The sequence below is a fragment of the Acidovorax sp. FG48 genome (assembly GCF_057809085.1).
In genome coordinates, this window is the sequence record NZ_JBMDJH010000008.1 from 91,803 (window position 1) to 115,274 (window position 23,472).

Annotated in this window: 17 protein-coding genes and 1 tRNA gene; 3 read left to right on the forward strand and 15 right to left on the reverse strand. The window is 61.9% G+C overall.

Annotated elements, in window-relative coordinates; translation table 11 throughout:
- Positions 1–35: 35 nt before the first annotated feature.
- The 3 genes from clpA to dnaE form a co-directional block, all read right to left on the reverse strand.
- On the reverse strand, positions 36–2,384 hold the full coding sequence (clpA, locus tag ACODSU_RS13405; RefSeq protein ID WP_488842672.1) for an ATP-dependent Clp protease ATP-binding subunit ClpA: 2,349 nt from the start codon (positions 2,382–2,384) through the stop codon (positions 36–38).
- Between the two features lie 57 nt (positions 2,385–2,441).
- The gene (clpS, locus tag ACODSU_RS13410; RefSeq protein WP_015013909.1) at positions 2,442–2,810 is read right to left on the reverse strand and encodes an ATP-dependent Clp protease adapter ClpS; all 369 of its coding nucleotides are present in this window, start codon (positions 2,808–2,810) and stop codon (positions 2,442–2,444) included.
- A gap of 98 nt (positions 2,811–2,908) precedes the next feature.
- Complete coding sequence (gene dnaE / locus ACODSU_RS13415) at positions 2,909–6,442, reverse strand: DNA polymerase III subunit alpha (protein ID WP_488842673.1); 3,534 nt, start codon at positions 6,440–6,442, stop codon at positions 2,909–2,911.
- Between the two features lie 209 nt (positions 6,443–6,651).
- Between dnaE and ACODSU_RS13420 the strand changes: the two genes are divergently transcribed.
- Positions 6,652–7,449: an outer membrane protein assembly factor BamD gene (locus tag ACODSU_RS13420; RefSeq protein WP_015013907.1), complete on the forward strand. Its 798-nt coding sequence runs from the start codon at positions 6,652–6,654 to the stop codon at positions 7,447–7,449.
- Here the strand turns inward: ACODSU_RS13420 and yoaA are convergent.
- Positions 7,412–9,484 (reverse strand): DNA repair helicase YoaA, encoded by a 2,073-nt coding sequence (gene yoaA / locus ACODSU_RS13425; protein ID WP_488842674.1) that lies wholly within the window; start codon positions 9,482–9,484, stop codon positions 7,412–7,414. The genes ACODSU_RS13420 and yoaA overlap by 38 nt on opposite strands.
- On the reverse strand, positions 9,484–9,687 hold the full coding sequence (locus ACODSU_RS13430; RefSeq protein ID WP_099730408.1) for a YdcH family protein: 204 nt from the start codon (positions 9,685–9,687) through the stop codon (positions 9,484–9,486). Before ACODSU_RS13430 ends, yoaA begins: the two co-directional genes overlap by 1 nt.
- A 107-nt stretch (positions 9,688–9,794) precedes the next feature.
- Here ACODSU_RS13430 and ACODSU_RS13435 point away from each other — a divergent pair, with 107 nt between their 5' ends.
- Positions 9,795–10,601, forward strand: a complete 807-nt coding sequence (locus ACODSU_RS13435) for a PP2C family protein-serine/threonine phosphatase (protein ID WP_015013904.1) — start codon at positions 9,795–9,797, stop codon at positions 10,599–10,601.
- 152 nt (positions 10,602–10,753) lie between these two features.
- On the opposite strand, the gene ACODSU_RS13440 is transcribed toward ACODSU_RS13435, so the two are convergent.
- The 5 genes from ACODSU_RS13440 to ACODSU_RS13460 form a co-directional block, all read right to left on the reverse strand.
- Complete coding sequence (locus ACODSU_RS13440) at positions 10,754–11,452, reverse strand: hypothetical protein (RefSeq protein ID WP_488842675.1); 699 nt, start codon at positions 11,450–11,452, stop codon at positions 10,754–10,756.
- Positions 11,449–12,546 (reverse strand): cell division protein ZapE, encoded by a 1,098-nt coding sequence (zapE, locus tag ACODSU_RS13445; protein WP_015013902.1) that lies wholly within the window; start codon positions 12,544–12,546, stop codon positions 11,449–11,451. Before zapE ends, ACODSU_RS13440 begins: the two co-directional genes overlap by 4 nt.
- A 79-nt stretch (positions 12,547–12,625) precedes the next feature.
- Entirely contained in the window at positions 12,626–14,053 is a 1,428-nt protein-coding gene (gene lpdA / locus ACODSU_RS13450) for a dihydrolipoyl dehydrogenase (protein WP_488842676.1), read from the reverse strand.
- A gap of 90 nt (positions 14,054–14,143) precedes the next feature.
- Positions 14,144–15,409 (reverse strand): 2-oxoglutarate dehydrogenase complex dihydrolipoyllysine-residue succinyltransferase, encoded by a 1,266-nt coding sequence (odhB, locus tag ACODSU_RS13455; protein WP_488842677.1) that lies wholly within the window; start codon positions 15,407–15,409, stop codon positions 14,144–14,146.
- Positions 15,410–15,460: 51 nt separating this feature from the next.
- Positions 15,461–18,340: a 2-oxoglutarate dehydrogenase E1 component gene (locus tag ACODSU_RS13460; RefSeq protein WP_015013899.1), complete on the reverse strand. Its 2,880-nt coding sequence runs from the start codon at positions 18,338–18,340 to the stop codon at positions 15,461–15,463.
- 242 nt (positions 18,341–18,582) lie between these two features.
- On the opposite strand from ACODSU_RS13460, the gene ACODSU_RS13465 reads away from it, so the two are divergent.
- The gene (locus ACODSU_RS13465) at positions 18,583–19,647 is read left to right on the forward strand and encodes an AI-2E family transporter (RefSeq protein WP_488842678.1); all 1,065 of its coding nucleotides are present in this window, start codon (positions 18,583–18,585) and stop codon (positions 19,645–19,647) included.
- A gap of 144 nt (positions 19,648–19,791) precedes the next feature.
- Here the strand turns inward: ACODSU_RS13465 and ACODSU_RS13470 are convergent.
- The 5 genes from ACODSU_RS13470 to tolB all read right to left on the reverse strand — a co-directional run bounded on the left by ACODSU_RS13470 (position 19,792) and on the right by tolB (position 23,434).
- Positions 19,792–19,867, reverse strand: a tRNA-Lys gene (locus tag ACODSU_RS13470).
- Positions 19,868–19,909: 42 nt separating this feature from the next.
- Complete coding sequence (locus ACODSU_RS13475) at positions 19,910–20,740, reverse strand: tRNA threonylcarbamoyladenosine dehydratase (protein ID WP_488842679.1); 831 nt, start codon at positions 20,738–20,740, stop codon at positions 19,910–19,912.
- Positions 20,737–21,528: a tol-pal system protein YbgF gene (ybgF, locus tag ACODSU_RS13480; protein ID WP_488842680.1), complete on the reverse strand. Its 792-nt coding sequence runs from the start codon at positions 21,526–21,528 to the stop codon at positions 20,737–20,739. The genes ACODSU_RS13475 and ybgF overlap by 4 nt, the downstream gene beginning before the upstream one ends.
- Positions 21,528–22,070 carry a peptidoglycan-associated lipoprotein Pal gene (gene pal / locus ACODSU_RS13485; RefSeq protein ID WP_015013864.1) on the reverse strand — a complete coding sequence of 181 codons (543 nt, stop codon included), beginning with the start codon at positions 22,068–22,070 and terminating at the stop codon, positions 21,528–21,530. The genes ybgF and pal overlap by 1 nt, the downstream gene beginning before the upstream one ends.
- A 44-nt stretch (positions 22,071–22,114) precedes the next feature.
- A complete protein-coding gene (tolB, locus tag ACODSU_RS13490; RefSeq protein WP_488842681.1) occupies positions 22,115–23,434 on the reverse strand; it encodes a Tol-Pal system beta propeller repeat protein TolB in 1,320 nt (439 codons plus the stop codon).
- Positions 23,435–23,472 lie beyond the last annotated feature (38 nt).

Here is a 23,472-nt window from a genome sequence, read left to right on the forward strand (position 1 = left end):
CGTGGGCTTTTCGCGGACTTGCGAGGAACGCAAGGTCAGTCGGTCGTTGCCTCTTCCGGCTCTGCAGGCTCAGACTTCGCCGAGCGCTCCTTCTTGGGCAAAGGCTGGATGTCCAGAAGCACCTCGGGTGTTTCCACACCCTTGTCGTCCTTCTTCGTCTCGATTTCCACAGTCAGGCGCCCACCCTCGGTCAGGCGGCCAAACAGCAGCTCGTCGGCCAAGGCACGGCGGATCGTGTCCTGAATCAGTCTCTGCATCGGGCGCGCGCCCATCAGGGGGTCAAAGCCTTTCTTCGCCAGATGCTTGCGCAAGGCGTCGGTGAAAGTGACCTCCACCTTCTTCTCGGCCAGCTGCGTTTCCAGCTGCAGCAGGAACTTGTCCACCACGCGCAAGATGATCTGCTCGTCGAGCGCCTTGAAGTTGACGATGGCATCCAGCCGGTTGCGGAACTCGGGCGTGAACAGGCGCTTGATATCGCCCATCTCGTCGCCCGCCTGACGCGGGTTGGTAAAGCCGATGGTCGCCTTGTTCATGGTCTCGGCGCCGGCATTCGTGGTCATGATGATGAGCACGTTGCGGAAGTCGGCCTTGCGGCCGTTGTTGTCCGTCAGCGTGCCATGGTCCATGACTTGCAGCAGCACGTTAAAGATGTCAGGGTGTGCCTTCTCGATCTCGTCGAGCAGCAGCACCGCGTGCGGCTTCTTCGTGATGGCTTCGGTCAGCAGACCGCCTTGGTCGAAGCCCACGTAGCCCGGGGGGGCGCCGATCAGGCGGCTCACGGCATGGCGCTCCATGTACTCGGACATGTCAAAGCGGATCAGCTCGATGCCCATGATGTAGGCGAGCTGCTTGGCTGCTTCGGTCTTGCCGACACCCGTAGGACCGCTGAACAGGAACGAGCCGATGGGCTTGTCGCCCTTACCCAGACCCGAACGCGCCATCTTGACAGCGCTGGCGAGCACCTCAAGCGCCTTGTCCTGACCGAACACCACGCTCTTGAGGTCACGCTCCAGCGTCTGCAGCTTGCCGCGGTCGTCGTTGCTGACGTTGGCCGGCGGAATGCGCGCGATCTTGGCCACGATCTCTTCGATCTCGGCCTTGCCAATGGTCTTCTTGCGCTTGCTGGGCACCAGGATGCGCTGCGCGGCACCGGCCTCGTCGATCACGTCGATGGCCTTGTCAGGCAAATGGCGGTCGTTGATGTACTTGGCACTCAGTTCGGCCGCAGCCTGCAGGGCCGCAGCAGCGTACTTCACGCTGTGGTGCTCTTCAAAGCGGCTCTTGAGGCCCTTCAAGATGTCGATGGTCTCGGCCACGCTGGGCTCGACCACGTCCACCTTCTGGAAGCGGCGGGACAACGCAGCATCCTTTTCAAAGATGCCACGGTACTCCGTGAAGGTGGTTGCACCAATGCACTTGAGCTGGCCGCTGGACAGCGCAGGCTTGAGCAAGTTGGACGCATCCAAGGTGCCACCTGAGGCCGCGCCCGCACCGATCAGGGTGTGGATCTCGTCGATGAACAGGATGGCGTTGGGCTTGTCCTTGAGCGACTTGAGCACGCCTTTGAGGCGCTGCTCGAAATCGCCACGGTACTTGGTGCCCGCCAGCAACGCGCCCATGTCGAGCGAGTACACCGTGGCTTCGGCAAGGATTTCAGGCACGTCGTTCTGCGTGATGCGCCAGGCCAGCCCCTCGGCAATGGCAGTCTTGCCCACACCGGCTTCGCCCACCAGCAGCGGGTTGTTCTTGCGGCGGCGGCACAGGATCTGGATCGTGCGCTCGACCTCGTAGTTGCGGCCGATCAGCGGGTCGATCTTGCCGTCCTTGGCCGCCTGGTTCAGGTTCTGGGTGAACTGCTCCAGGGGCGAGGCTTTTTCATTGCGCTCGCCACCACCGCCTTCTTCGCCCTCGGCCTGATTTTCAGCCTTGGCGGGTTCCGGTGGCTCGCCCTTCTTGATGCCGTGGGCAATGAAGTTGACCACGTCCAGGCGCGTGACGCCCTGCTGGTGCAGGTAGTACACAGCGTGCGAATCTTTCTCGCCGAAGATGGCCACGAGCACATTGGCGCCCGTCACCTCTTTCTTGCCGTTGCCCGTGGACTGCACGTGCATGATGGCGCGCTGGATCACCCGCTGGAAGCCCAGGGTGGGTTGAGTGTCCACCTCGTCGGTACCGGCGACCTGGGGCGTGTTGTCTTTGATGAAGTTCGACAGCGATGAACGCAGATCATCGATGTTGGCCGAACATGCGCGCAGCACCTCCGCTGCGCTGGGGTTATCGAGCAATGCAAGCAACAGATGCTCCACGGTGATGAACTCGTGGCGCTGCTGACGGGCCTCAACAAAGGCCATGTGCAAGCTGACTTCCAGTTCCTGGGCAATCATGTGAACTCCTTTGTGCTTGCGTGGAAGGGATAACTGTAGATCGGGACAAAAGACCTGTTATTCAACAGGCTCACTGACACATTGCAGTGGGTGGCCCGCCTTGAGGGCGGCGTCAAGCACTTGCTCTACCTTAGTGGCGGCCACATCGCGCGAATAAACGCCGCAAACGCCTTTGCCATCCAGGTGGATCTTCAACATGATCTGGGTGGCCGTCTCGCGGTCCTTGCTAAAAAACTCCTGCAGCACCACGATCACGAACTCCATGGGCGTGTAGTCGTCATTGAGCATGACCACCTGGTACATCTGGGGCGGCTGGGTCTTTTGGGTGCGCCTCTCGAGCACGACCGAACCGCCGTCATCCCGCGCTGGCCGAGTCACCGGCGGCGCGGTGGGGGGTGAAGGTGGTTTTGTTGCCATGAAAATCATTCTAGCGACCCGAAGAAGGTGCTGCTGCAAGAGAAGCTGGTTGTGGGGCAGGTATTTTTCAAGCCAGCCGTTGACCGAAACTCTGGCAGAACAATCCGTCACTCATAGACCACATTGGCAGCACCGGCGCCTACTTGGGCAGTCCACGCCGCGAGGGCTGCATCGCTGGGGTAAAAACGCGCGTTTTCGCCCAGTTGCAACTCCGCCACTGCGGCCGCGTCGTCCGACTTGCAACGCACGCCCATGCGCACGCGCAGCCCGTGCACCAACTCCCCTTCGGCAATCTCTTCGCGCACCGGTGGAAACTCTCGCACCAAGCGCGGCACATCGGGCGCCTTGTCACCCACAGTCACATGCAGGTATTTGCCAAACCGGCAACGCGCGCCCGCCAAATCCCACACCTGCTGCACTTTGACGCGCAGGCCGCCGCTGAAGTGGTCCAGCTGCAACCTTCCCATCATCACCACAAACTCGTCCTCCTTGAGCTGGTTGCGGTAGGTGTTGAGCAGCGCTTCATCCGCAGACGCTTCGATCACTGCAGACTTGTCGTCCAGCTTGAAGAGCCCCAGCTTGCCCCGTTGCCCGTTGATGACCCGGAAGTCGCTGATGATGCCGGCCAGGACCTGAGGCTCACGGCTATCCAGCAGCTCGTCGATCTGGGTCCGCACAAAACGGCGCACCTCCGTCGCCACTTCATCAAAAAGGTGACCAGACAGATAGAACCCCACGGCGGTTTTTTCCAGCGTGAGCCGCTCCTTGATGCCCCAGGGCGTTGCATCCACCAGGTCTGGTTCCTGCGTGCTGGAGCCATGGGCGTCGTCGCCCATCATGTCAAACAACCCCCCCTGGTTCACGTTCGCGAGCGTTACGGCGGCAAAGTCAAACGCACGGTCAATCGAAGCGACCAAGGCTGCCCGGTTGAGATGGATGGAGTCAAAGGCGCCAGCCTTGATCAGCGCCTCCACCGTGCGCTTGTTCATGCGGGCCTTGTCCACCCGCACACAGAAATCAAACAGGCTCTTGAAAGGCCCCTTCGTCGACCCCTGTGGCCCCTCCCCGCGCCCTTCGCGGGCGGCGACGATGGCTTCAATCGCCTGTTGACCCGTGCCTTTCACGGCCCCCAGGCCATAACGGATGATCTTGTCGGTGACGGGTTCGAACCGATAAAAACCGCGGTTCACGTCCGGCGGCTCAAACGACAGCCCCATCTTTTGCGCGTCTTCAAACAACACCTTGAGCTTGTCGGTGTCATCCATTTCCACCGTCATGTTGGCGCAGAAGAACTCGGCGGTGTAGTGCACCTTGAGCCAGCCGGTGTGATACGCCAGCAGGGAATAAGCGGCTGCGTGCGACTTGTTGAAGCCGTAGCCCGCAAACTTCTCCATCAAGTCGAACACCTCGTCAGCCTTCTCCTGGCTGATGCCCTTCTCGGCAGCTCCCTTGCGGAAGATGGCGCGGTGTTCGGCCATCTCCTCGGCCTTCTTCTTGCCCATGGCACGGCGCAGCATGTCGGCGCCGCCCAGGCTGTAACCGCCCAGGACCTGAGCGGTCTGCATCACCTGCTCCTGGTACACCATGATCCCGTAAGTCTCGGCCAGCACGGGCTCCACCAGCGGGTGCGGGTAGATGACCTCTTCCTTGCCATGCTTTCGATTCACGAAACTGGGAATCAGGTCCATAGGTCCTGGCCGGTACAGCGCGTTCAGGGCAATCAGATCTTCCAGCCGGCTGGGGCGCGCCTCTTTCAACATACCCTGCATGCCACGGCTTTCAAACTGGAACACCGCTTCAGTCTTACCCTCGGAGAACAGCCGGTACGTCGGCCCGTCGTCGAGCGGAATGTTCTCGAACGCAAAGTTCTCCTGGCCCTTGTGGCGCTTGATGATGAACTCGCGCGCAATCTCCAGAATGGTGAGCGTAGCCAACCCCAGAAAGTCGAACTTCACCAGTCCGATGGCCTCCACATCGTCCTTGTCATACTGGCTCACGGCCGACTCACTGCCTGGCTGCTGGTAGAGCGGGCAGAAATCGGTGAGTTTGCCGGGCGCGATCAACACGCCGCCGGCATGCATGCCGATGTTACGCGTCATGCCCTCGAGCTTTTGCGCCATCTCGATGACGGTCTTGACGTCCTCTTCCTTGCGCACGCGCTCGTAGAGCATGGGCTCCAGTTCTAGCGCGTAGTTGTTCTTGTCGCCTTCCTTTTTCACCTCGGGCGGATAGGCCAGGGTGTAGGACATGCCGGGCTTGCCGGGCACCAGCTTGGAGATGCCATCACAGAATGTGTAGCTCATGTCCATGACCCGGCCCACGTCGCGGATCGCAGCCTTGGCCGCCATCGTGCCGAAGGTGGCGATCTGGCTCACAGCATTCTTGCCGTATTTGTCCTTGACATAGTCAATCACCCGGTCGCGGTTGGACTGGCAGAAATCGATGTCGAAGTCAGGCATCGAAACGCGCTCTGGGTTCAAAAAGCGCTCAAACAGCAGGTTGTATTGCAGCGGGTCCAGGTCGGTGATCTTCAGCGCATAGGCGACCAGCGAACCGGCACCCGAACCACGGCCCGGCCCCACCGGGCAGCCATTGTTCTTCGCCCACTGAATGAAGTCACCCACGATCAGGAAGTAGCCGGGAAACCCCATCTTGAGAATGGTGCCCAGCTCGAACTCCAGTCGCTCCACATAGCGTGGTCGCTGCTTGTCTCTTTCGGTCTCGTCTGGGAAGAGATGCTTGAGGCGCTCCTCCAACCCTTCGAATGACGCGTAGCGGAAATACTCATCGATGGGCATGCCATTGGGCGTCGGAAAATCCGGCAATTGCGGTTTGCCCAACACCAGGGTCAGATTGCAGCGTTGCGCAATCTCGACCGTATTGGCAATGGCCGATGGCAGGTCGGCAAACAAGGCCTCCATCTCCGCAGAGGTCTTGAAATACTGGTCGCGGGTGAACTTGCGCACCCGGCGGGGGTTGGCCAGGATTTCCCCTTCAGCGATGCAGATGCGGGCCTCGTGCGCCTCGTAATCGTCAGGACCAGCAAACTGAATCGGGTGGGTTGCCACGACAGGCAGACTCAGTCGTGCAGCGAGCTGGGCTGCAGCAACCACATGGGCTTCATCGTCAGTGCGGCCAGCGCGTTGAAGTTCCACATAAAACCGGTGCGGGAAAATGCCCGCCAGACGCAACGCAATGTCCGCAGCGCCCGACTCATCCCCCTTCATCAGCGCCTGCCCTACCGGACCGGCCTGAGCGCCAGACAACGCGATCAATCCCTCGGATAGCTCCTCCAGCCATGCCCAGGTGCTCAACGCCAGGTTTTTCACCACGTTGCGCGTCCAGGCGCGGGCCAACAGCTCCGAAAGGTTCAGATACCCCTGCCGACTCTGAACCAGAACAATGAGACGCGACGGCGGTGCACCCGCCTCGCCTTCGAGAAAGATCTCCGCGCCCAGGATGGGCTTGACACCCTTGCCCCGCGCTTCCTTGTAGAACTTGATCGCGCCAAAGAGATTGTTGAGATCGGTGATGGCCAGTGCGGGCTGGCCGTCTTTGGCAGCGGCTTTGGCCACCTCGTCGATGCGATTGGTACCGTCAACGACGGAGAACTCGGTGTGCAGGCGCAAATGAACAAACATGCAGGCATTGTAGAAACCCCGGCGGTTCATCGGCAGCACAGACGCCTGCGGCGCCTTGGCGCTGCAGGCGCCGCCAGTACAATGCTTTTTCGTGCCTGAAATGGTGGTGGCAGCTTGCGTGTCGGGTGTGTTCAGTGCACCGGCCCGCAACAAAACCCCTGAGCCCCTTTTGGCGCACCTCCTTTTTTCTTTGCTGAAAGCTGCTTGCGATGCTGCGTGCCCCACTGCCCCTTGTTTCCGCCCTGCTGCTGGCTGGTTTGCTGGCTGGCTGCTCCAGCACCACGGTCGATAAAACGGCGGGCTGGAGTCCTAATCGCATTCACTCGGAAGCCCAGGACGAAATGAACAGCGGGGCCTATGACAAGGCCGTTCCGCTGCTGGAAAAGCTGGAGGGCCGCGCTGCGGGCACCCCCCTGGCCCAACAGGCGCAGATCGACAAGGCCTATGCCCACTACAAGGCGGGTGAAAAAGCGCAGGCCATCGCAACGCTCGACCGGTTCATGAAGCTGCACCCTGCAAGCCCGGCTCTGGACTATGCGCTGTACCTGAAAGGCCTGGTCAACTTCAACGACAACCTGGGCCTTTTCTCGTTCATCTCGCGCCAAGACCTGTCCGAGCGCGACCAAAAAGCTGCCAAAGACTCCTTTGAAGCTTTCAGCGAACTGGTCACACGCTTTCCTGAATCCCGCTACGCGCAGGACTCGCGCCAGCGCATGACCTACATCGTCAATTCGCTGGCGCAGTACGAGGTGCATGTGGCGCGCTACTACTTCCAGCGTGGCGCCTACGTGGCTGCCATTGGCCGAGCGCAAGTGGCGCTGGCCGATTACCAGGGTGTGCCAGCGCTTGAAGAGGCGCTGTATATCCTGATCCAGTCCTACGACGCGCTCGGAATGACCCAGCTGCGCGACGACGCCCGCCGCGTGATGGACAAGTCCTACCCGCAAAGCGCCTATCTGAATGGCGGCTTCAAGGGCAAGTCGGATCCGTGGTGGAAGGTTTGGTAAGCGCCATCAGCGCAGACTCGAATTCTTCGGGCGATTCCAGCCTGCGCATTGGAGGCAACGCGGCCAGCAAGCGCTTGCCGTAACCCATCGTCACCAGGCGTGTATCGCCCACCACCAAAATACCCCGGTCGGTTTCATGCCGGATCAAGCGCCCGGCCCCTTGTTTGAGCGCGACCGCCGCCTCCGGCAGTGCATACGATGTGAACGCTTTGCCACCCGCCCTCTCGATGTGCTGGGTGCGCGCCTCCCCCAACGGATCTCCCGGGGGTGGGAATGGCAGCTTGTCGATGACCACCAGTTGCAGAGCATCGCCTGGCACATCAAACCCCTCCCAGAACGAAGCCGAGGCCACCAGCACACAACCCGGCAGGCCGTGTGATGCGCCTTCGCGAAAACGCTCCATCAAGCGCCGCTTGGGCCATTCCCCCTGCACCAACACCTCCAACGCGCCGGAGGTCTGCCAACGTGCTTTAAGGGCATCGCCAATGGTGCGCAACGCCTTGAGTGTGGTGGTCAGCACCAGCGTGCGCCCGCCCAGCGGCTCGGCGGCCAGCGCAACCCACTCGGCCACACTGCGGCTGTGGGACGGATCCGCAGGCGATGGCAACTGGCGCGGCACATGCAAGGCCGCCTGTCGGGCATAGTCGAACGGGCTGGCCACGCGAAGGATGCGTGCATCCTTCAGTCCGGCTCGTTCGGTGAACCAGGTCAAGGCCTCATCGGCACCCAGCGTCGCAGACGTGAAAATCCACGCCCTGCCCACATTTGCGGCCGGCTCTTCAGGCCAGGCTCCCCCTTCCGAGGTTTCTGCGGGCGACGTCAGAATCCGAGTGCGCATGGCATCTGCAATGTCCAGCGGAGACTCGATCAGACGCAACTGGTTGCCCACATCGAGCCAACGCACCGCATCGGCCTGACAAGGGCCCGAAAACCTGGCCAGCCGTGCCAACAGTGCACTGCCACGTTCGTACAGGCGCTCCAGATCGGGCGATATTTCGCTCACCGTGTCCAGCGACTCCAGCGACTGCGCGCACGCCGATCCCAATGCACGCAACGCAGCACGCCACTCAGCGCCCGAGACACCTTCGGGGGCCTCCTCCGTCCAGCGCACTCTGGCCCCTGCTGCAACGCCATTCGCCCCCTGGAAAATCGCGTTGCCAACGACCAGACGAAGGTCCCGAGCAGACAACTCCAGAAGCTGCGACAGCCCCGCCCAGTCCGCCAACCCGCGCGCATGTTGTAGTCCGGCGATCAGCAGGTCGCGGGCAAAGTCCATCCATTGCCCCGTGGACATCTGCATCCCCAGAAACTGAACGCCGGTCTCATTGATCTGGTGGGCCTCATCGAAAACAACGACACGCACCGTCGGTAGCAACTCAGCCATGCCCGACTCACGCACCGCCACATCGGCAAAGAACAGGTGATGGTTGATGACCACAATGTCCGCAGCCAACGCTTCGCGCCGCGCGCGGTGAACATGGCATTCCCGAAAGCGAGGACACGAGGACCCCAGGCAGTTCTCACGCGTCGAGGTGACCAACGGAATCACCGGCGAGCGCTCATCCAATCCGGTCAGCTCGGCCAGATCGCCGGATACGGTCTGGCGCGACCAGTCCTCCACCTTGGCCAGCACACGGGCAACACCACGGTCCTGGGCCTGGACATCCAGGCGTGCCTGCTGCATGCGATGCAGACACAAATAACTGGTGCGCCCCTTCAGCAGGGCCATACGAACGGGCTGCCCCAGGATCTGGACCAGCCGAGGCAGGTCGCGCGCGAACAACTGGTCCTGCAGGGCCTTGGTCGCGGTAGACAACAGCACCCGCTCACCACTCAGCAAGGCGGGCACCAGATAGGCGTAGGTCTTGCCCACACCGGTACCCGCCTCCACCACCAGCGCGCCCCCTTCTGCAATGGTCTGAGCCACCGCAACGGCCATCTGGGTCTGGCCGTCACGCGGCTGAAAATGCCCATCTGCCCGCGCCAGCACACCACCGGGGGCAAACACCTCGGGCACCATGGCCACCAACGACATCAGGCGGGCTCTTGGGGTTCGAGTTGCCGCTCCAGCCGCTCCATGGCGTCCCGTAGCACCAGCCGGCGCTTTTTAAGACGGCGCAAGGTGAGTTCGTCGGGCGCCGCGTCGGGCGTACACCGGTCGATGAGCGCATCGAGATCGGCATGTTCCATGCGCAGTTCGATCAACTGGCGGTGGGGGGAGTGCAGGCTGGGTTTCAAGGCAGGGGGCCACGGGCATGGCAAAAATGCCACAGGCGGGCGGATAATACGCGCTTGGCCCGCTTTCCACGACAGGCGTTCGCGTAGGCGCCCCCACAATCTGCAGCATGACCAAAGCGTTTCGCCTCATCGCCTCCACCGGCATCCACAAGGGTGACCGCGAATACCAGCAAGACCAGGTGGCACTGATCTCCCATGAGCGGCACAACGGCTGCGTGCTGGGTGTGGTCGCCGACGGGATGGGTGGCCGCAGCGGCGGGCGCAAGGCGTCGGACCAGGTCATGATGACGGCGCGCCAGTTGTTCGAGCGCTATTCGCCCGACACCGACGACCCGGTGGCAATGCTCAAGAACATGGTCGAAGAGGCGCACATCGTCATTCGGCTGACCGCCATCTCGGCAGAGCAAGAACCCCACAGCACCATCGCGGCGTTTCTGATCAACCCCCGGGGTGACTGCCACTGGGTCCATGCAGGCGACTCGCGCATCTATCACTTTCAGGGTTCCCGGCTGGCGTTTCGTACCAGCGACCACTCCTATGTGCAAGCGCTGGTCGACCGGGGTGAGCTGACGGAAGCCGAAGCCAACAACCATCCCCACTCCAACATCCTGGTGGGCTGCCTGGGCACCGAAAGTGACCCGCCCATCACGACCCATGTGATTCCACAGCTTCAGCCGGGCGATGTCTTGCTGGCCTGTAGTGACGGGGTGTGGCACTACTTTTCTCCCACCGAGCTGGCATCGGTGGTCGATTCACTGTCCCCCCGGGAGGCGACAGAGTTCCTGATTGAAAAAGCCCGCTCCCGCGCACGTGGAGGCGGCGATAACCTTTCGCTGGTGGTCGTCAAGATCGAGGCGCTGGCCGAAGAGAAAAAGATTGCGCGCCTGACGCCCCTGGACATGGGCCGGCCCTGAGGATCTCGTCCGCTCCACCAGCCGGGAGCAGGGGTAGTGCAGGGATTTCATCGGGTAGTGATGAGACTGCCCCACCCTGCCTCCCTATTGGCTGATGTGCCTGGGATCTCCCGCCCCTTCTGATCGCCTGTCCCCCTGCGGGTTTTCCCAATTCAACGCATCGGCGCAGACGCGGCAGGCGCCGGCAAGGGCGCAGCAGGTTTGCGGCCTTGGGCCAAGGCATCGGCTCTGGATTTTTCAACCCGCGCGCGACGCTCCTCCGCAGCCTGGAGCGCCTGTTCATGTTTGGCACGCGACTGGGCCGCGCGATCCGCGTTGGCGGCAGCACGTGTGGCCTGCTCAGTCGCCTGAGCCTGGGCGCGGCTGTTTTGTTGCTGCGCGCGTTGGTGCGCTTCTGTGTCGCGCTGCGCCTTGGCAGCGTCCGGGTCAGCCGCTGGCTTGCGAACCTGTGCCTCGGCACGCTTGGCCGCAGGGGGGACGGCCGTTTGCTTGTCCTCGATGGCCCGCAGGCGCTCTGCCGCTTTCTCCCTGCGCTCGGCGTCGTTGAGTTCGATTTCCTGCGCGCGCAGTCGGTCGTGGGTCTCCCGCGCCTTGGCGCGTACACCACGCAAGCAATCCTCCACCGCAAAGCGCTGGTAGCACACCGCCTCTTCCTGCTGGCGCCGGGCTGTCAGCGCCTCGCGTTCGCGTGCGATACGGTCACGCTCCGTCTTTCGATGCGCTGCTGCCGACGCAGATGCGGACTCTGCCCCCGCCTCCGTGGTAGCACGGGCCGGAGCAACCAGCACAGGCACCACTGAGCAAGCCAGCACCACCAACGCAGACCACAAACGCCCACCGGTCTTGCTCATGTCAACCCCGTATCCACCGTGCGGCGCTCCAGCGCCAGAAATTCCTTGGATTGCATCTCGTTGAGTCGCGACACCGTGCGTGGAAACTCGTGCGCCAGTGGCCCCTCGGTATACAGCTGCTCAGGCGGCACGGCCGCCGACAGAATGAGTTTGACCCTGCGGTCGTACAACACGTCCACCAGCCAGGTAAACCGCCGCGCTGGCGATGCCATGCTCACGGGCATGTACGGAACATCGGACAGCAGCACGGTATGGAACTGCGTCGCAATCTCCAGATAGTCGTTCTGCGACCGGGGCCCGCCGCACAGGGTCTTGAAGTCAAACCACACCACCCCGCCGGCCTTGCGCCGGGCTCGAATTTCGCGCGCCTCGATATGCAGCACGGGGTCTTCGTCATGCACTTCGGCGAGCTGGTCGAACGCCTGGTTCATCTCGGCGTCCGCCTCAGGGCCCAGTGGCGTGTGATATAGCTTCACATGCTCCAGCGTCCGGCGGCGATAGTCGGTGCCGTTGTCCACGTTGACCACTTCGAGCCGCTCATTGAGCAGGTCAATTGCCGGCAGGATGCGGTCGCGATGCAAACCTCCGGGGTAAAGGTCGTCCGGTTTGAAATTGGAAGTGGTCACAAAGCCAACGCCGTTGTCGAACAACGCCACCAGCAAACGGTGAAGGATCATCGCGTCCGTGATGTCCGCCACATGGAACTCATCAAAACAAATGAGCTTGTAGCGTTTGGCGATGCGCTCGCCCAACACGTCCAGCGGATTGACGGTGCCCTGAAGTGCAGCCAGTTCGCGATGTACTTCGCGCATGAATTCGTGAAAGTGCAAACGCACCTTGCGCTTCAGGGGCACAGCGTCAAAAAAGCATTCCATCAAGAAGCTCTTGCCCCGCCCCACGCCGCCGTACATGTACACACCCCGCGGAATCTCGGGGCGGTTGATCAGCTTCTTGATCGCGTTGGAGCGCCGCGCCTTGTACTGGGCCCACTCGTCAGCACAGCGCTGCAGGGCATCCACAGCGCGCAGCTGGGCGGGATCGCTTTGGTAGCCTTTGGCGGCCAACTCAGCCAGGTAAGCCTGTTTGACGGTCACTTTGTGGATGCTCTGATACTACAAAAATAATAGCTACAAGCGCATGCAAATCATGCGCTTGCAGCTGATTGAACCTCAATCAGAAGTTCAGAGTGCGCTTGTCCACTGCCAACGCTGCTTCTTTAGTGGCTTCGCTCAGGCTGGGGTGGGCGTGGCAGATGCGCGCGATGTCTTCGCTGCTGGCCTTGAACTCCATGGCCACCACGGCCTCGGCGATCAGTTCGCTGGCCTGTGGGCCCACGATGTGAACGCCCAGGATTTCATCCGTCTCGGCATCGGCCAGCATCTTGACCATGCCGGTGGTGTCGCCCAGCGCGCGTGCGCGGCCGTTGGCCAAGAACGGGAAGCTGCCCGCCTTGTACTTGACGCCGTCGGCCTTGAGCTGCTGCTCGGTGCGGCCCACCCATGCAATCTCGGGGCTGGTGTAGATCACCCAGGGGATGGTGTTGAAGTTCACGTGGCCATGCTGGCCGGCGATGCGCTCCGCCACGGCCACGCCCTCTTCCTCGGCCTTGTGCGCCAGCATCGGGCCACGTACCACGTCTCCCACGGCCCAGACGCCCGGCAGGTTGGTCTTGCAGTCGGCATCCACGACGACGGCGCCGCGCTCGTCCAGTTGCAGGCCCACGACTTCGGTGTTCAGGCCAATGGTGTTGGGCACGCGGCCGATGGAGACGATGAGCTTGTCCACATCCAGCGATTGGGCTTCGCCCTTGGCGTTGGTGTAGGCAATGCTCACGCCCTTCTTGCCGGTCTTGATCTCGCCGACCTTCACGCCCAGCTCGATCTTCAGGCCCTGCTTATCGAAGGCCTTCTTGGCTTCCTTGGCGATCTGCTCGTCCACGGCACCCAGGAAGGTCGGCAGGCCTTCAAGGATGGTGACTTCAGCACCCAGGCGACGCCACACCGAGCCCATTTCCAGGCCGATCACGCCCGAGCCGATCAGGCCCAGCTTCTTGGGCACGGCGCCGACGCGCAGCGCGCCATCGTTGGACAGCACCAGTTCTTCATCAAACGGCGTGCCGGGCAGCGCACGGGCGTTGGAGCCGGTGGCGATGATGATCTGCTTGCCGGTCAGCGTCTCTTCAGCGGCACCCGCCACCTTGATCTCGTAACCCCCCTCGACGGCCTTGGCGAACGAGCCACGGCCGTGGAAGAAGCTGACCTTGTTCTTCTTGAACAGGTACAGGATGCCGTCGTTGTTCTGCTTCACGACGGTGTCCTTGCGGGCAATCATCTTGGCCACGTCCATCTTTACGCCGGTCGCCGTGATGCCGTGCTCGGCAAAGTGCTTGTTGGCATGCTCGAAGTGCTCGGACGACTGCAGCAGCGCCTTGGAGGGGATGCAGCCCACATTGGTGCAGGTGCCGCCGGGTGCGGGGCCGCCCTTGTCGTTCTTCCACTCGTCGATACAGGCGACGTTGAAGCCCAGCTGGGCGGCGCGGATGGCGGCAATGTAGCCACCGGGGCCGCCACCGATGACGATCACATCAAATTGTTTGCTCATGGGAAATCTCGTTCAGTCAGTTGGAGAAAGACCCACCGGCGGGCAGGACCAGAGGTCGGGCCACGCGGGTGGGTCGATGCAGTCAGGGGATCAGATGTCGAACAGCAGGCGCGATGGGTCTTCCAGCGCGTCCTTCATCGCCACCAGGCCCAGCACGGCTTCGCGGCCGTCGATGATGCGGTGGTCATAGGACATGGCCAGGTAGTTCATCGGGCGGATCACGATCTGGCCGTTTTCGACCACGGCACGGTCCTTGGTGGCGTGCACGCCCAGGATGGCCGACTGGGGCGGGTTGATGATGGGGGTGGACAGCATGGAGCCGAACGTGCCGCCGTTGGAGATGGAGAACGTGCCACCGGTCATTTCTTCAATGCCCAGCTTGCCTTCGGCAGCCTTCTTGCCGAACTCGGCGATCTTCTTCTCGATGTCGGCGAAGCTCATCTGGTCTGCATTGCGGAGGATAGGCACCACCAAACCGCGTGGCGAACCCACGGCGATACCGATGTCGAAATAGCCGTGGTAGACGATGTCGTTGCCGTCCACCGATGCGTTGAGCACGGGGTACTTCTTCAGGGCGTGCACAGCAGCCTTCACAAAGAAGGACATGAAGCCCAGCTTGGTGCCGTGTTCCTTGGTGAAGCTGTCCTGGAACTTCTTGCGCAGGTCCATCACTGGGGCCATGTTCACTTCGTTGAACGTGGTCAGGATGGCGTTGGTCGACTGCGACTGCAGCAGACGCTCGGCCACACGGGCGCGCAGGCGGCTCATGGGCACGCGCTGCTCGGGACGGCCGCTCAGGTCTTCCTTGCCGGCAGGCGCTGCCACCTGGGGCAGTGCCTTGGTGGGTACGCCCGTGGGAATCACGCTGGGCGCAGCCACGGCAGCCTTGGCGCCGCCCGCCACAGCGGCCAGCACATCACCCTTGGTCACGCGGCCATCCTTGCCCGAACCGGCCACAGCCGAGACAGACAGGTTGTTGTCGGCCAACAGCTTGGCGGCGGCAGGCATGGCCACATCGCCCTTGGAGCTGCCAGTAGCTGCGGGGGCAGCAGCAGGTGCTGCCGCAGCCACGGGAGCTGCTGCTGCCGGAGCAGGAGTTGCAGCACCGGCCTTGCCTTCGGTGTCGATCTTGGCAATGAGCTGGTCCGCCACCACCGTGGCGCCGTCGCCCTGGATGATTTCTGCCAGCACGCCAGCGGCGGGCGCTGGCACTTCGAGCACGACCTTGTCGGTTTCGATCTCGATGAGGATTTCGTCCACGGCCACGGCCTCACCGGCCTTTTTCTTCCAGGTCAGCATGGTGGCTTCGGCCACGGATTCGGACAGCTGAGGGACCTTGACTTCTACGATAGCCATATCAATTCTTTCGGAATGGGGTTTTGTTCTGTTGTCGGGTCGCAGCTGGCCTTACTTGGTCAGGACAAAACCCTTGAGCTTGGCAAACGCGCCGTCCACCAGCGCCTTTTGTTGTTCCTGGTGCAGGTGCGAGTAACCCACGGCTGGCGATGCCGAAGCAGCGCGGCCGGAGTAGCCCAGCTTCTGGCCTTCGAGCATGTTTTCGTGGATGTAGTGCTGCACGAAGAACCAGGCGCCCTGGTTCTGTGGCTCGTCCTGGCACCACACCACGTCGGTAGCGTTCGGGTACTTCTTCAGTTCGGCAGAGAACGCCTTGTGCGGGAAGGGGTAGAGCTGCTCGACGCGCAGGATCGCCACATCGTCGGCTTCCTTCTCGGCGCGCTTCTTCACGAGGTCGTAGTACACCTTGCCCGAGCATGCGATCACGCGCTTGACCTTGGCGGCCTTTTTCACGATCGCTTCATCCTGCTCGGGGATCACCGTCTGGAAACTACCCTTGGTGAACTCGGACAGCGGCGATGTGGCGTCCTTGTTGCGCAGCAGCGACTTGGGCGTCATGATGATCAGCGGCTTGCGCAGATCACGCACCATCTGGCGACGCAACACGTGGAAGATCTGGCTGGCCGTGGTGGGCTGCACGATCTGCATGTTGGTATCGGCAGCCAGCTGCATGAAGCGCTCCAGGCGGGCCGAGCTGTGCTCAGGGCCCTGGCCTTCGTAGCCGTGGGGCAGCATCAGCGTGATACCGTTCACACGGCCCCACTTCACTTCGCCCGAGGCGATGAACTGGTCGATCACCACTTGCGCGCCGTTGGCGAAGTCGCCGAACTGCGCTTCCCAGATCACCAGGGTGTTGGGGTCGTTCGATGCATAGCCGTATTCGAAGCCCAGCACCGCCTCTTCGGACAGGATGGAGTCGATCACAACAAACGGGGCCTGGTTGTCGGCCACGTTTTGCAGCGGCACGTAGGTACCGATGTCCCACTTCTCGCGCTTTTGATCATGGATCACGGCGTGGCGGTGCGTGAACGTGCCACGGCCGCAATCCTCGCCAGACAGGCGCACCGGATAGCCGCTGGCCACCAGCGACGCAAACGCCATGTGCTCGCCCATGCCCCAATCCACGGGCATATCGCCACGGCCCATTGCGGCACGGTCGTCGTACACCTTCTTGACGAGCTGGTGTGGCGTGACGCTATCGGGGATGGTGGTGATCTTCTCGGCCAGGCGCTTCCACTCGGCCAGCGGGATGGCGGTGTCACCAGCATCCGTCCACTTTTTGCCCAGGAACGGGCTCCAGTCCACGGCGTACTTGCTCTTGAAGTTGGTCAGCACCGGATCGACCGTGTGCTTGCCCGCGTCCATGGCGGCGCGGTAGGCCTTGACCATGTCATCGCCCAGCGACTCGCCCAGACCTTGGGTGGCAAGCTTGTCGGCGTACAGCTTGCGGGTGCCGGGGTGTGCGCCGATCTTCTTGTACATCAGGGGCTGCGTCAGAGCCGGGGTGTCCTGCTCGTTGTGGCCCAGCTTGCGGAAGCAGATGATGTCCACCACGACGTCTTTCTTGAATTCCATGCGGAATTCAAGCGCCAGTTGGGTGGCCAGAACCACGGCTTCTGGGTCATCACCGTTCACGTGAAGCACGGGCGACTCAATCATCTTCACGATGTCGGTGCAATACAGCGTGGAGCGGGCGTCACGTGGATCGGAGGTGGTGAAACCGATCTGGTTGTTGATGATGATGTGCACCGTGCCGCCCGTGTAGTAACCACGGGTCTGGGCCAGCGCCAGCGTTTCCTGGTTGACGCCCTGGCCCGCAAAAGCTGCGTCGCCATGGACCAGCACGGGCAGAACCTGCTTGCCATGGGGGTCAGCACGGCGATCCATGCGAGCGCGCACAGAGCCTTCGACCACCGGGTTCACAATTTCGAGGTGCGATGGGTTGAATGCCAGCGACAGGTGAACCGGGCCGCCGGGGGTGGTCACGTCCGAGCTGAAGCCTTGGTGGTACTTCACGTCACCTGCGGGCAGGTCTTCGGGAGCGGTGTGGTCGAACTCTGCGAACAGGTCCTTGGGCATCTTGCCCAGGGAGTTGACCAGCACGTTCAGACGGCCACGGTGGGCCATACCGATCACGATTTCTTGCACGCCCTTGGCGCCGGCAGACTGGATGAGTTCATCCATCGCAGCGATGAAGCTCTCACCACCTTCGAGCGAAAAACGCTTTTGGCCCACGTACTTGGTGTGCAGGAAACGCTCCAGGCCTTCAGCGGCCGTCAGGCGGTCCAGGATCTGCTTCTTCTTGTCCGCGCCAAAGTTGGGCTTGCTGCGGATGGTTTCCAACTTCTCTTGCCACCAGCGCTTCTGATTCTGGTCGGTGGCGTACATGTATTCGGCACCGATGGAGCCGCAATAGGTCTCGCGCAGCGCGTTGATCAACTCGCGCAACGTCATCGACTCTTTGCCGAAGAACGTGTTGCTGGTGTTGAACACGGTTTCCTGGTCGGCATCGCTGAAACCGTAGAAAGAGGGTTCCAGCTCGGGAATTGCGGGGCGCTCGGTGCGCTTGAGCGGGTCCAGATCGGCCCAACGTTGGCCCACGTTGCGATAGGCGGCGATCAGTTGCTGTACGGCCGTGCGCTTGCGACCCAGCTCCGAGTCAGCACCAGTCGCCACCACCACCTTGGTGCCGCCTTGCTTGGCGCGCTCTGCGAAGGCATTGATGACGGGCAGGTGCGGAACGTCTTTGGCGTTGCTGCCATCCACGGCTGGGACGTGCTGCAGCGCATCAAAGTACTCGCGCCACGTATCTGGCACGCTACCGGGGTTGGCGAGATAGTTCTCGTACATCTCTTCGACATAGGGCGCATTGCCGCCGAAGAGGTAAGTGTTGCCTTGGTAGGCTTGATAGACGGATGTCGTATCGCTCATATTCCGCTGACCTCCGCTTTCCTTGGGAAAGCATTAGCTGGTTGAGAAACCTTCCGCGACACGGCTGAACCGGTTGGCGGATGCGACTGTGGCTGGGGAAGGGCCTTGGTACGACCGCCATTGTGCCACTGAACCGAAGTCCACCCCTAAAAAATGGATGCTGCCATCGCTGCACCGTCCAAAAATCCGCCTCGACCGGCGCCTCGCGTACATTCCGGGTATCCCATTTCAAACCCAACTCCATGCCGCATCAACACCTCCAGGACAAAGCTTTTTTGCTGCTGCTCACCGTCGTCACCATCGCATTCGGCGCGATCCTCTGGCAGTTTCATGGAGCCGTTTTCTGGGGAGTCATTCTTGCCATCCTCTTTGCGCCACTGCATCGCAAACTGCTGAAAAAAATGCCAAGGCGCCCCACACTGGCTGCGCTGTGCACGCTTGGCCTGTGCCTGGTGGTGGTGATCCTGCCCATGGCTGCCATCACGGTGTCGTTGATTCAAGAAGCCACCGCCATCTATGAGCGCGTACGCTCCGGCCAGATCAATTTTGGGCTGTACCTGCAACAGGTCATCGCCGCCCTACCCGCCTGGGCCGTCAACCTGCTCGATCGCCTGCAACTGACCAGCGTGAGCGAGCTTCAACAGAAGCTTTCATCCTTTGCGGTACAGGCCAGTCAATTTGTTGCGACGCAGGCTCTGAGCATCGGCCAAAACACACTCGAGTTCATCGTCAGCTTCGGCATCATGCTGTATCTGCTGTTCTTCCTGCTGCGCGATGGTGCCAGCCTGGCGAAGCGCATCGGTCAGGCCACCCCCCTGGAAGAGGCCCACAAACGTCAGCTGGTGGGCAAATTCACCACCGTGATCCGAGCCACGGTCAAAGGCAACATTGTGGTAGCTGCCTCTCAGGGCGCACTGGGCGGCATGATTTTCTGGATCCTGGGCATCCAGGGCCCTGTGCTATGGGGGGTTCTGATGGCCTTCCTGTCGCTGTTACCCGCAGTGGGGGCCGGGCTGATCTGGGTGCCCGTCGCCATTTACTTTCTGGCAACCGGTGCAGTGTGGCAAGGGGTGGTGTTGACGGCGTTCGGAGTCTTTGTGATCGGGCTCGTGGACAACATCTTGCGCCCGGTTCTGGTGGGCAAGGACACCAAGATGCCCGACTACATCGTGCTGATCTCCACCCTGGGCGGCATGGCCTTGTTCGGCCTGACAGGGTTTGTGATCGGCCCCGTGATTGCGGCCTTATTCATGGCCAGCTGGGACCTCTTTGCACCCTCGGCTGAAACGGACGCCCCCACCCGGTGATACCCGCTTTGCCCAGGCCAAGCGCGCCAATATCCCGGGGCATCACGCCCCAATGACCTCAGATAAGCTGAGCAGCAAAAACAAAAGCCTCCCGAGGGAGGCTTTTGGCGTAAAACGCACTTGAAAGTACGTTTTTGAATCGGGTGGTAGGACGTACAAGATTCGAACTTGTGACCAACGGATTAAAAGTCCGCTGCTCTACCAACTGAGCTAACGTCCCGACCGATTGCAACCATCGTATCGATTGCTGCAAAGCCTTGGATTATAGCGTCTTTTTTACCGCCGATTTGGAATCGGTTGCAAGTTTATCGAGTACCCAGCCGGCCGCGCATTGACCGAAGGTCGCAGTCACGGCAACCACCGATCCGTAGCCATGGCAGTTCAACGATCCATCGCCATCGATGTTGCAGGAGGCATCTGGCGGTGCTACCGCCTCCCGGCTGAAAACACAGGGGACCCCGATCTTCTTGCCCTCACGCGGCGCGCCGTGGTGCTTGCGCATCTGGTAGCGCATTTGGGCCAGCAGCGGGTCGTGGGTCGTGAATGCAAGATCATCCACATCCACCTTGTGCGCATGCCGCTTGCCGCCTGCTGCGCCTACGGTGATGTGCAGCACACCATGGGCCCGCGCCCACACCGACAACGCCGTTTTGGCCTTGATCTGGTCACACGCATCAATCAGTGCATCCACCGGCGTCTGCAACAAATCCGGCCAGTTTCCGGGCTCCACAAACTCCTCAACACAGTTGACGGTGCATCCTGGGTGGATTTGCGCGATGCGATCGCGCATGGCCAAAACCTTGGCTTGCCCTACGGTGTCGGTCAATGCGTGAATCTGGCGGTTGATGTTCGATTCAGCGACATGGTCCAAATCGATCAAGGTGATTTGAGCGACGCCACTGCGAGCAAGCGCCTCCGCAGCCCAGGATCCGACACCGCCAATGCCGACCACGGCCACGTGAGCGGCACGGATTCTGGCTGCCCCCTGCACGCCATAGAGCCGCTGAAGCCCGCCGAAGCGACGCTCCAATGCGTACTCCGCCGCCTCGTCTGCGGCGGGTTGCGAGGCCAAGGCCACACCAACCGCCGTCATTTGAGCCTTGAGAGACGCTCTTTGGCAGCAACGGCCGCTTCAGACTGCGGATAGGCTCGCAGAAGGTCTTCCAGTGTCTTGCGCGCAGTGCGGGTGTCCTTGAGCTCAATCTGGCAATTGGCGATGGACAGCGCGGCCTCGGGCGCACGTGCGTGCGTGGGGGCCTCGGCCAGCATCTGCTTGAAATTGCCGATGGCTTCCTTGTACTCGCGGGTCGCGTACTGGGCATTGCCCAGCCAGAAACGCGCAGAAGGCACGTAACCGCTGCGCGGATACTGCCGCACGAAGCCTGCAAAAGCGGCACTGGCGTCAGGGAACTTGCCGGACCGAAACACAGCCAGGGCCGCTTCAAAGTCCCGCTTTTCCGCCGGGTCTGCCTGAAACTCGCGGCCATCCACCGTGACCTTGATGGGCTCGAACTGCCGCAACCGCTCGTCCACGCCTTGAGCAATATCCTTCTGACGGCGCTGCAGCTCACCTACATCGCGCAGCAGCTGCTCGTTCTGGCCGTTCAGCTTGGCCTGCTCGGCGCGCAGGGTCTCGATCTGGGTCTGCAAATCCAGCAGACTGCGGCGCAGCTGAGCGTTTTCTTCGCCGAGCTTGCGCACCTCTTCGGCAGAGCGCTGCTGAGACAACTGCAGGCCATCCACGCGTTGTCGCATCTCCAAGATGGCGCGCCGCGCCTCGCCGTCTTCAAAGATCGCCGCATGGGCGGAAGACAACGACGCGGCGAGCGTCGCGGCCATTGCCAGCGCCCGCAGCGAAAAAACCGGTGCAGCGGGGGCCATCAACGGTACGACAGCTCAGCGCGACGGTTCTGGGCGCGGGCGTCTTCGGTGGTGCCTTGGGCTGCAGGCTTTTCCTTGCCGAAACTCACGGCCTCGACCTGGCTGTCAGGCACGCCCAGCAAGCCCAGCGAACGGCGCACGGCTTCTGCACGCTTCTGGCCCAGTGCCAGGTTGTACTCGCGGCCACCGCGGTCATCGGTATGGCCTTCGATCATGACCTTGCGATTGGGGGCTGCCTTGATGAAGCGCGAGTGTGCTTCGATCATCGACTGGAACTCGGGTTTGATCACGTAGCTGTCGTAATCAAAGTACACGACGCGTGCGACCCCCACGGGGCCTGCGCCGTCACGGCCGGACTGGCCGAGATCCACGCCAGCCACGCCGCTTTGCGACGTGTTGCCGGAGTTGGCGCCGTTGTTGGCACCACCCATGGTGGAGGTCGCATTTTTGTCCTCGACAGGCACATCGTCCAGCTTCACGCCAGAACTGCAGCCCGCCATGAGAGCGGCAACGGTGAGGGCAAGGGTAATACGTTTCATCATCCAAATTTCTCCTGAAGGCTTGATAACTGAAATTGCAAATAAGTTCATTGCTTTTGGAACGGACCCCAGTCCGGCTCGCGGATGTCGCCGGCCTGGCCGGCAAGACGCGCCTTGATCTTGCCGTCCAACGTGGTGGTCATGAGGGCCTCACGGCCCTGCTGCTGGGTGGCGTAAACAATGAGGCGGCTGTTGGGTGCAAAGCTGGGATTTTCGTCGGCCGTCGTGTCAGTCACTGCATTGACGGTGCCCGTGGACAGGTCCATCACATGCAGCTTGAACGCCCCCCCCACGCGGGAGATGTAGGCCAGCCAGCGACCGTCGGGACTCACGCTGGGCGAGATGTTGTAGGTGCCGGTAAAGGTCACGCGCTCCGCATTGCCACCGGACGCGCCAACCTTGTAGATTTGCGGCGCACCACCCCGGTCGCTCACGAAGAAGATGCTGCGGCCGTCGCCTGAGAACATGGGCTCGGTATCGATGCCAGAGCTTTGCATCAGTCGGCGCGGCTCGCCGCCATTCGCGTCGATGGTGTACAGCTGCGAACCACCGTCGCGGCTCAGTGTCACTGCCAGCGTGCGGCCGTCTGGTGCCCAGGCTGGTGCACTGTTGGAGCCACGGAAGTTCGCGATCAAGCGTCTGCGACCTGTGGCCACATCGTGCACATACACCACCGGCTTGCGCGACTCGAATGACACATACGCCAGCTGGCCGCCATTGGGGGACCACGCGGGCGAAATGATGGGCTCGGGACTCGACAGTGCGGACTGGGCGTTTTCGCCGTCGGCATCTGCCACCCACAGGCTGTAGCGGGGGCCGGTTTTGGTCACATAGGCAATGCGCGTCGAGAAGATGCCGCGCTCGCCGGTGAGCTTTTCGTAGATGAAGTCGGCAATGCGGTGCGAGACCAGGCGCAGGTCGCCCTGCGTAACGACAAAACTCTGCCCACCCAGGTCTTGCCCCTTGACCACATCCCACAGGCGAAAGCGCACATCAAAGCGCCCATCCGCCAACCGCGTGACGCTGCCAGTGGCCAGCGAATCCGCACTTTTCTGACGCCACAGCGCGACATCGGGCCGTGCGGTTTCGTCCAGCGCGGCGCCAGTGGCATCAATGGCGCGGAACTGCCCGCTGCGCTCCAGGTCGGCCTGGACGATGGCAGCGATTTTTTGTGGTGATTGCGCCTCACCGCGAAATGGAGCGATAGCGATAGGCAACTGGGTCAGCCCGACGCCGGTGACTTCCACTCGGAACTGAGCAAGCGCGGGAATGGAGGGAGAGGCGATGAGTGCGGCCAACAACTGGCGGCGCAGGGGAAGCAGCGGGGCTGCGGGAGATGGGTGTTGGGAGATTCGATCTGTGGTCATTGGCATCCAGCAGTGGCCGAACAAGTGCCGAAAGGGCA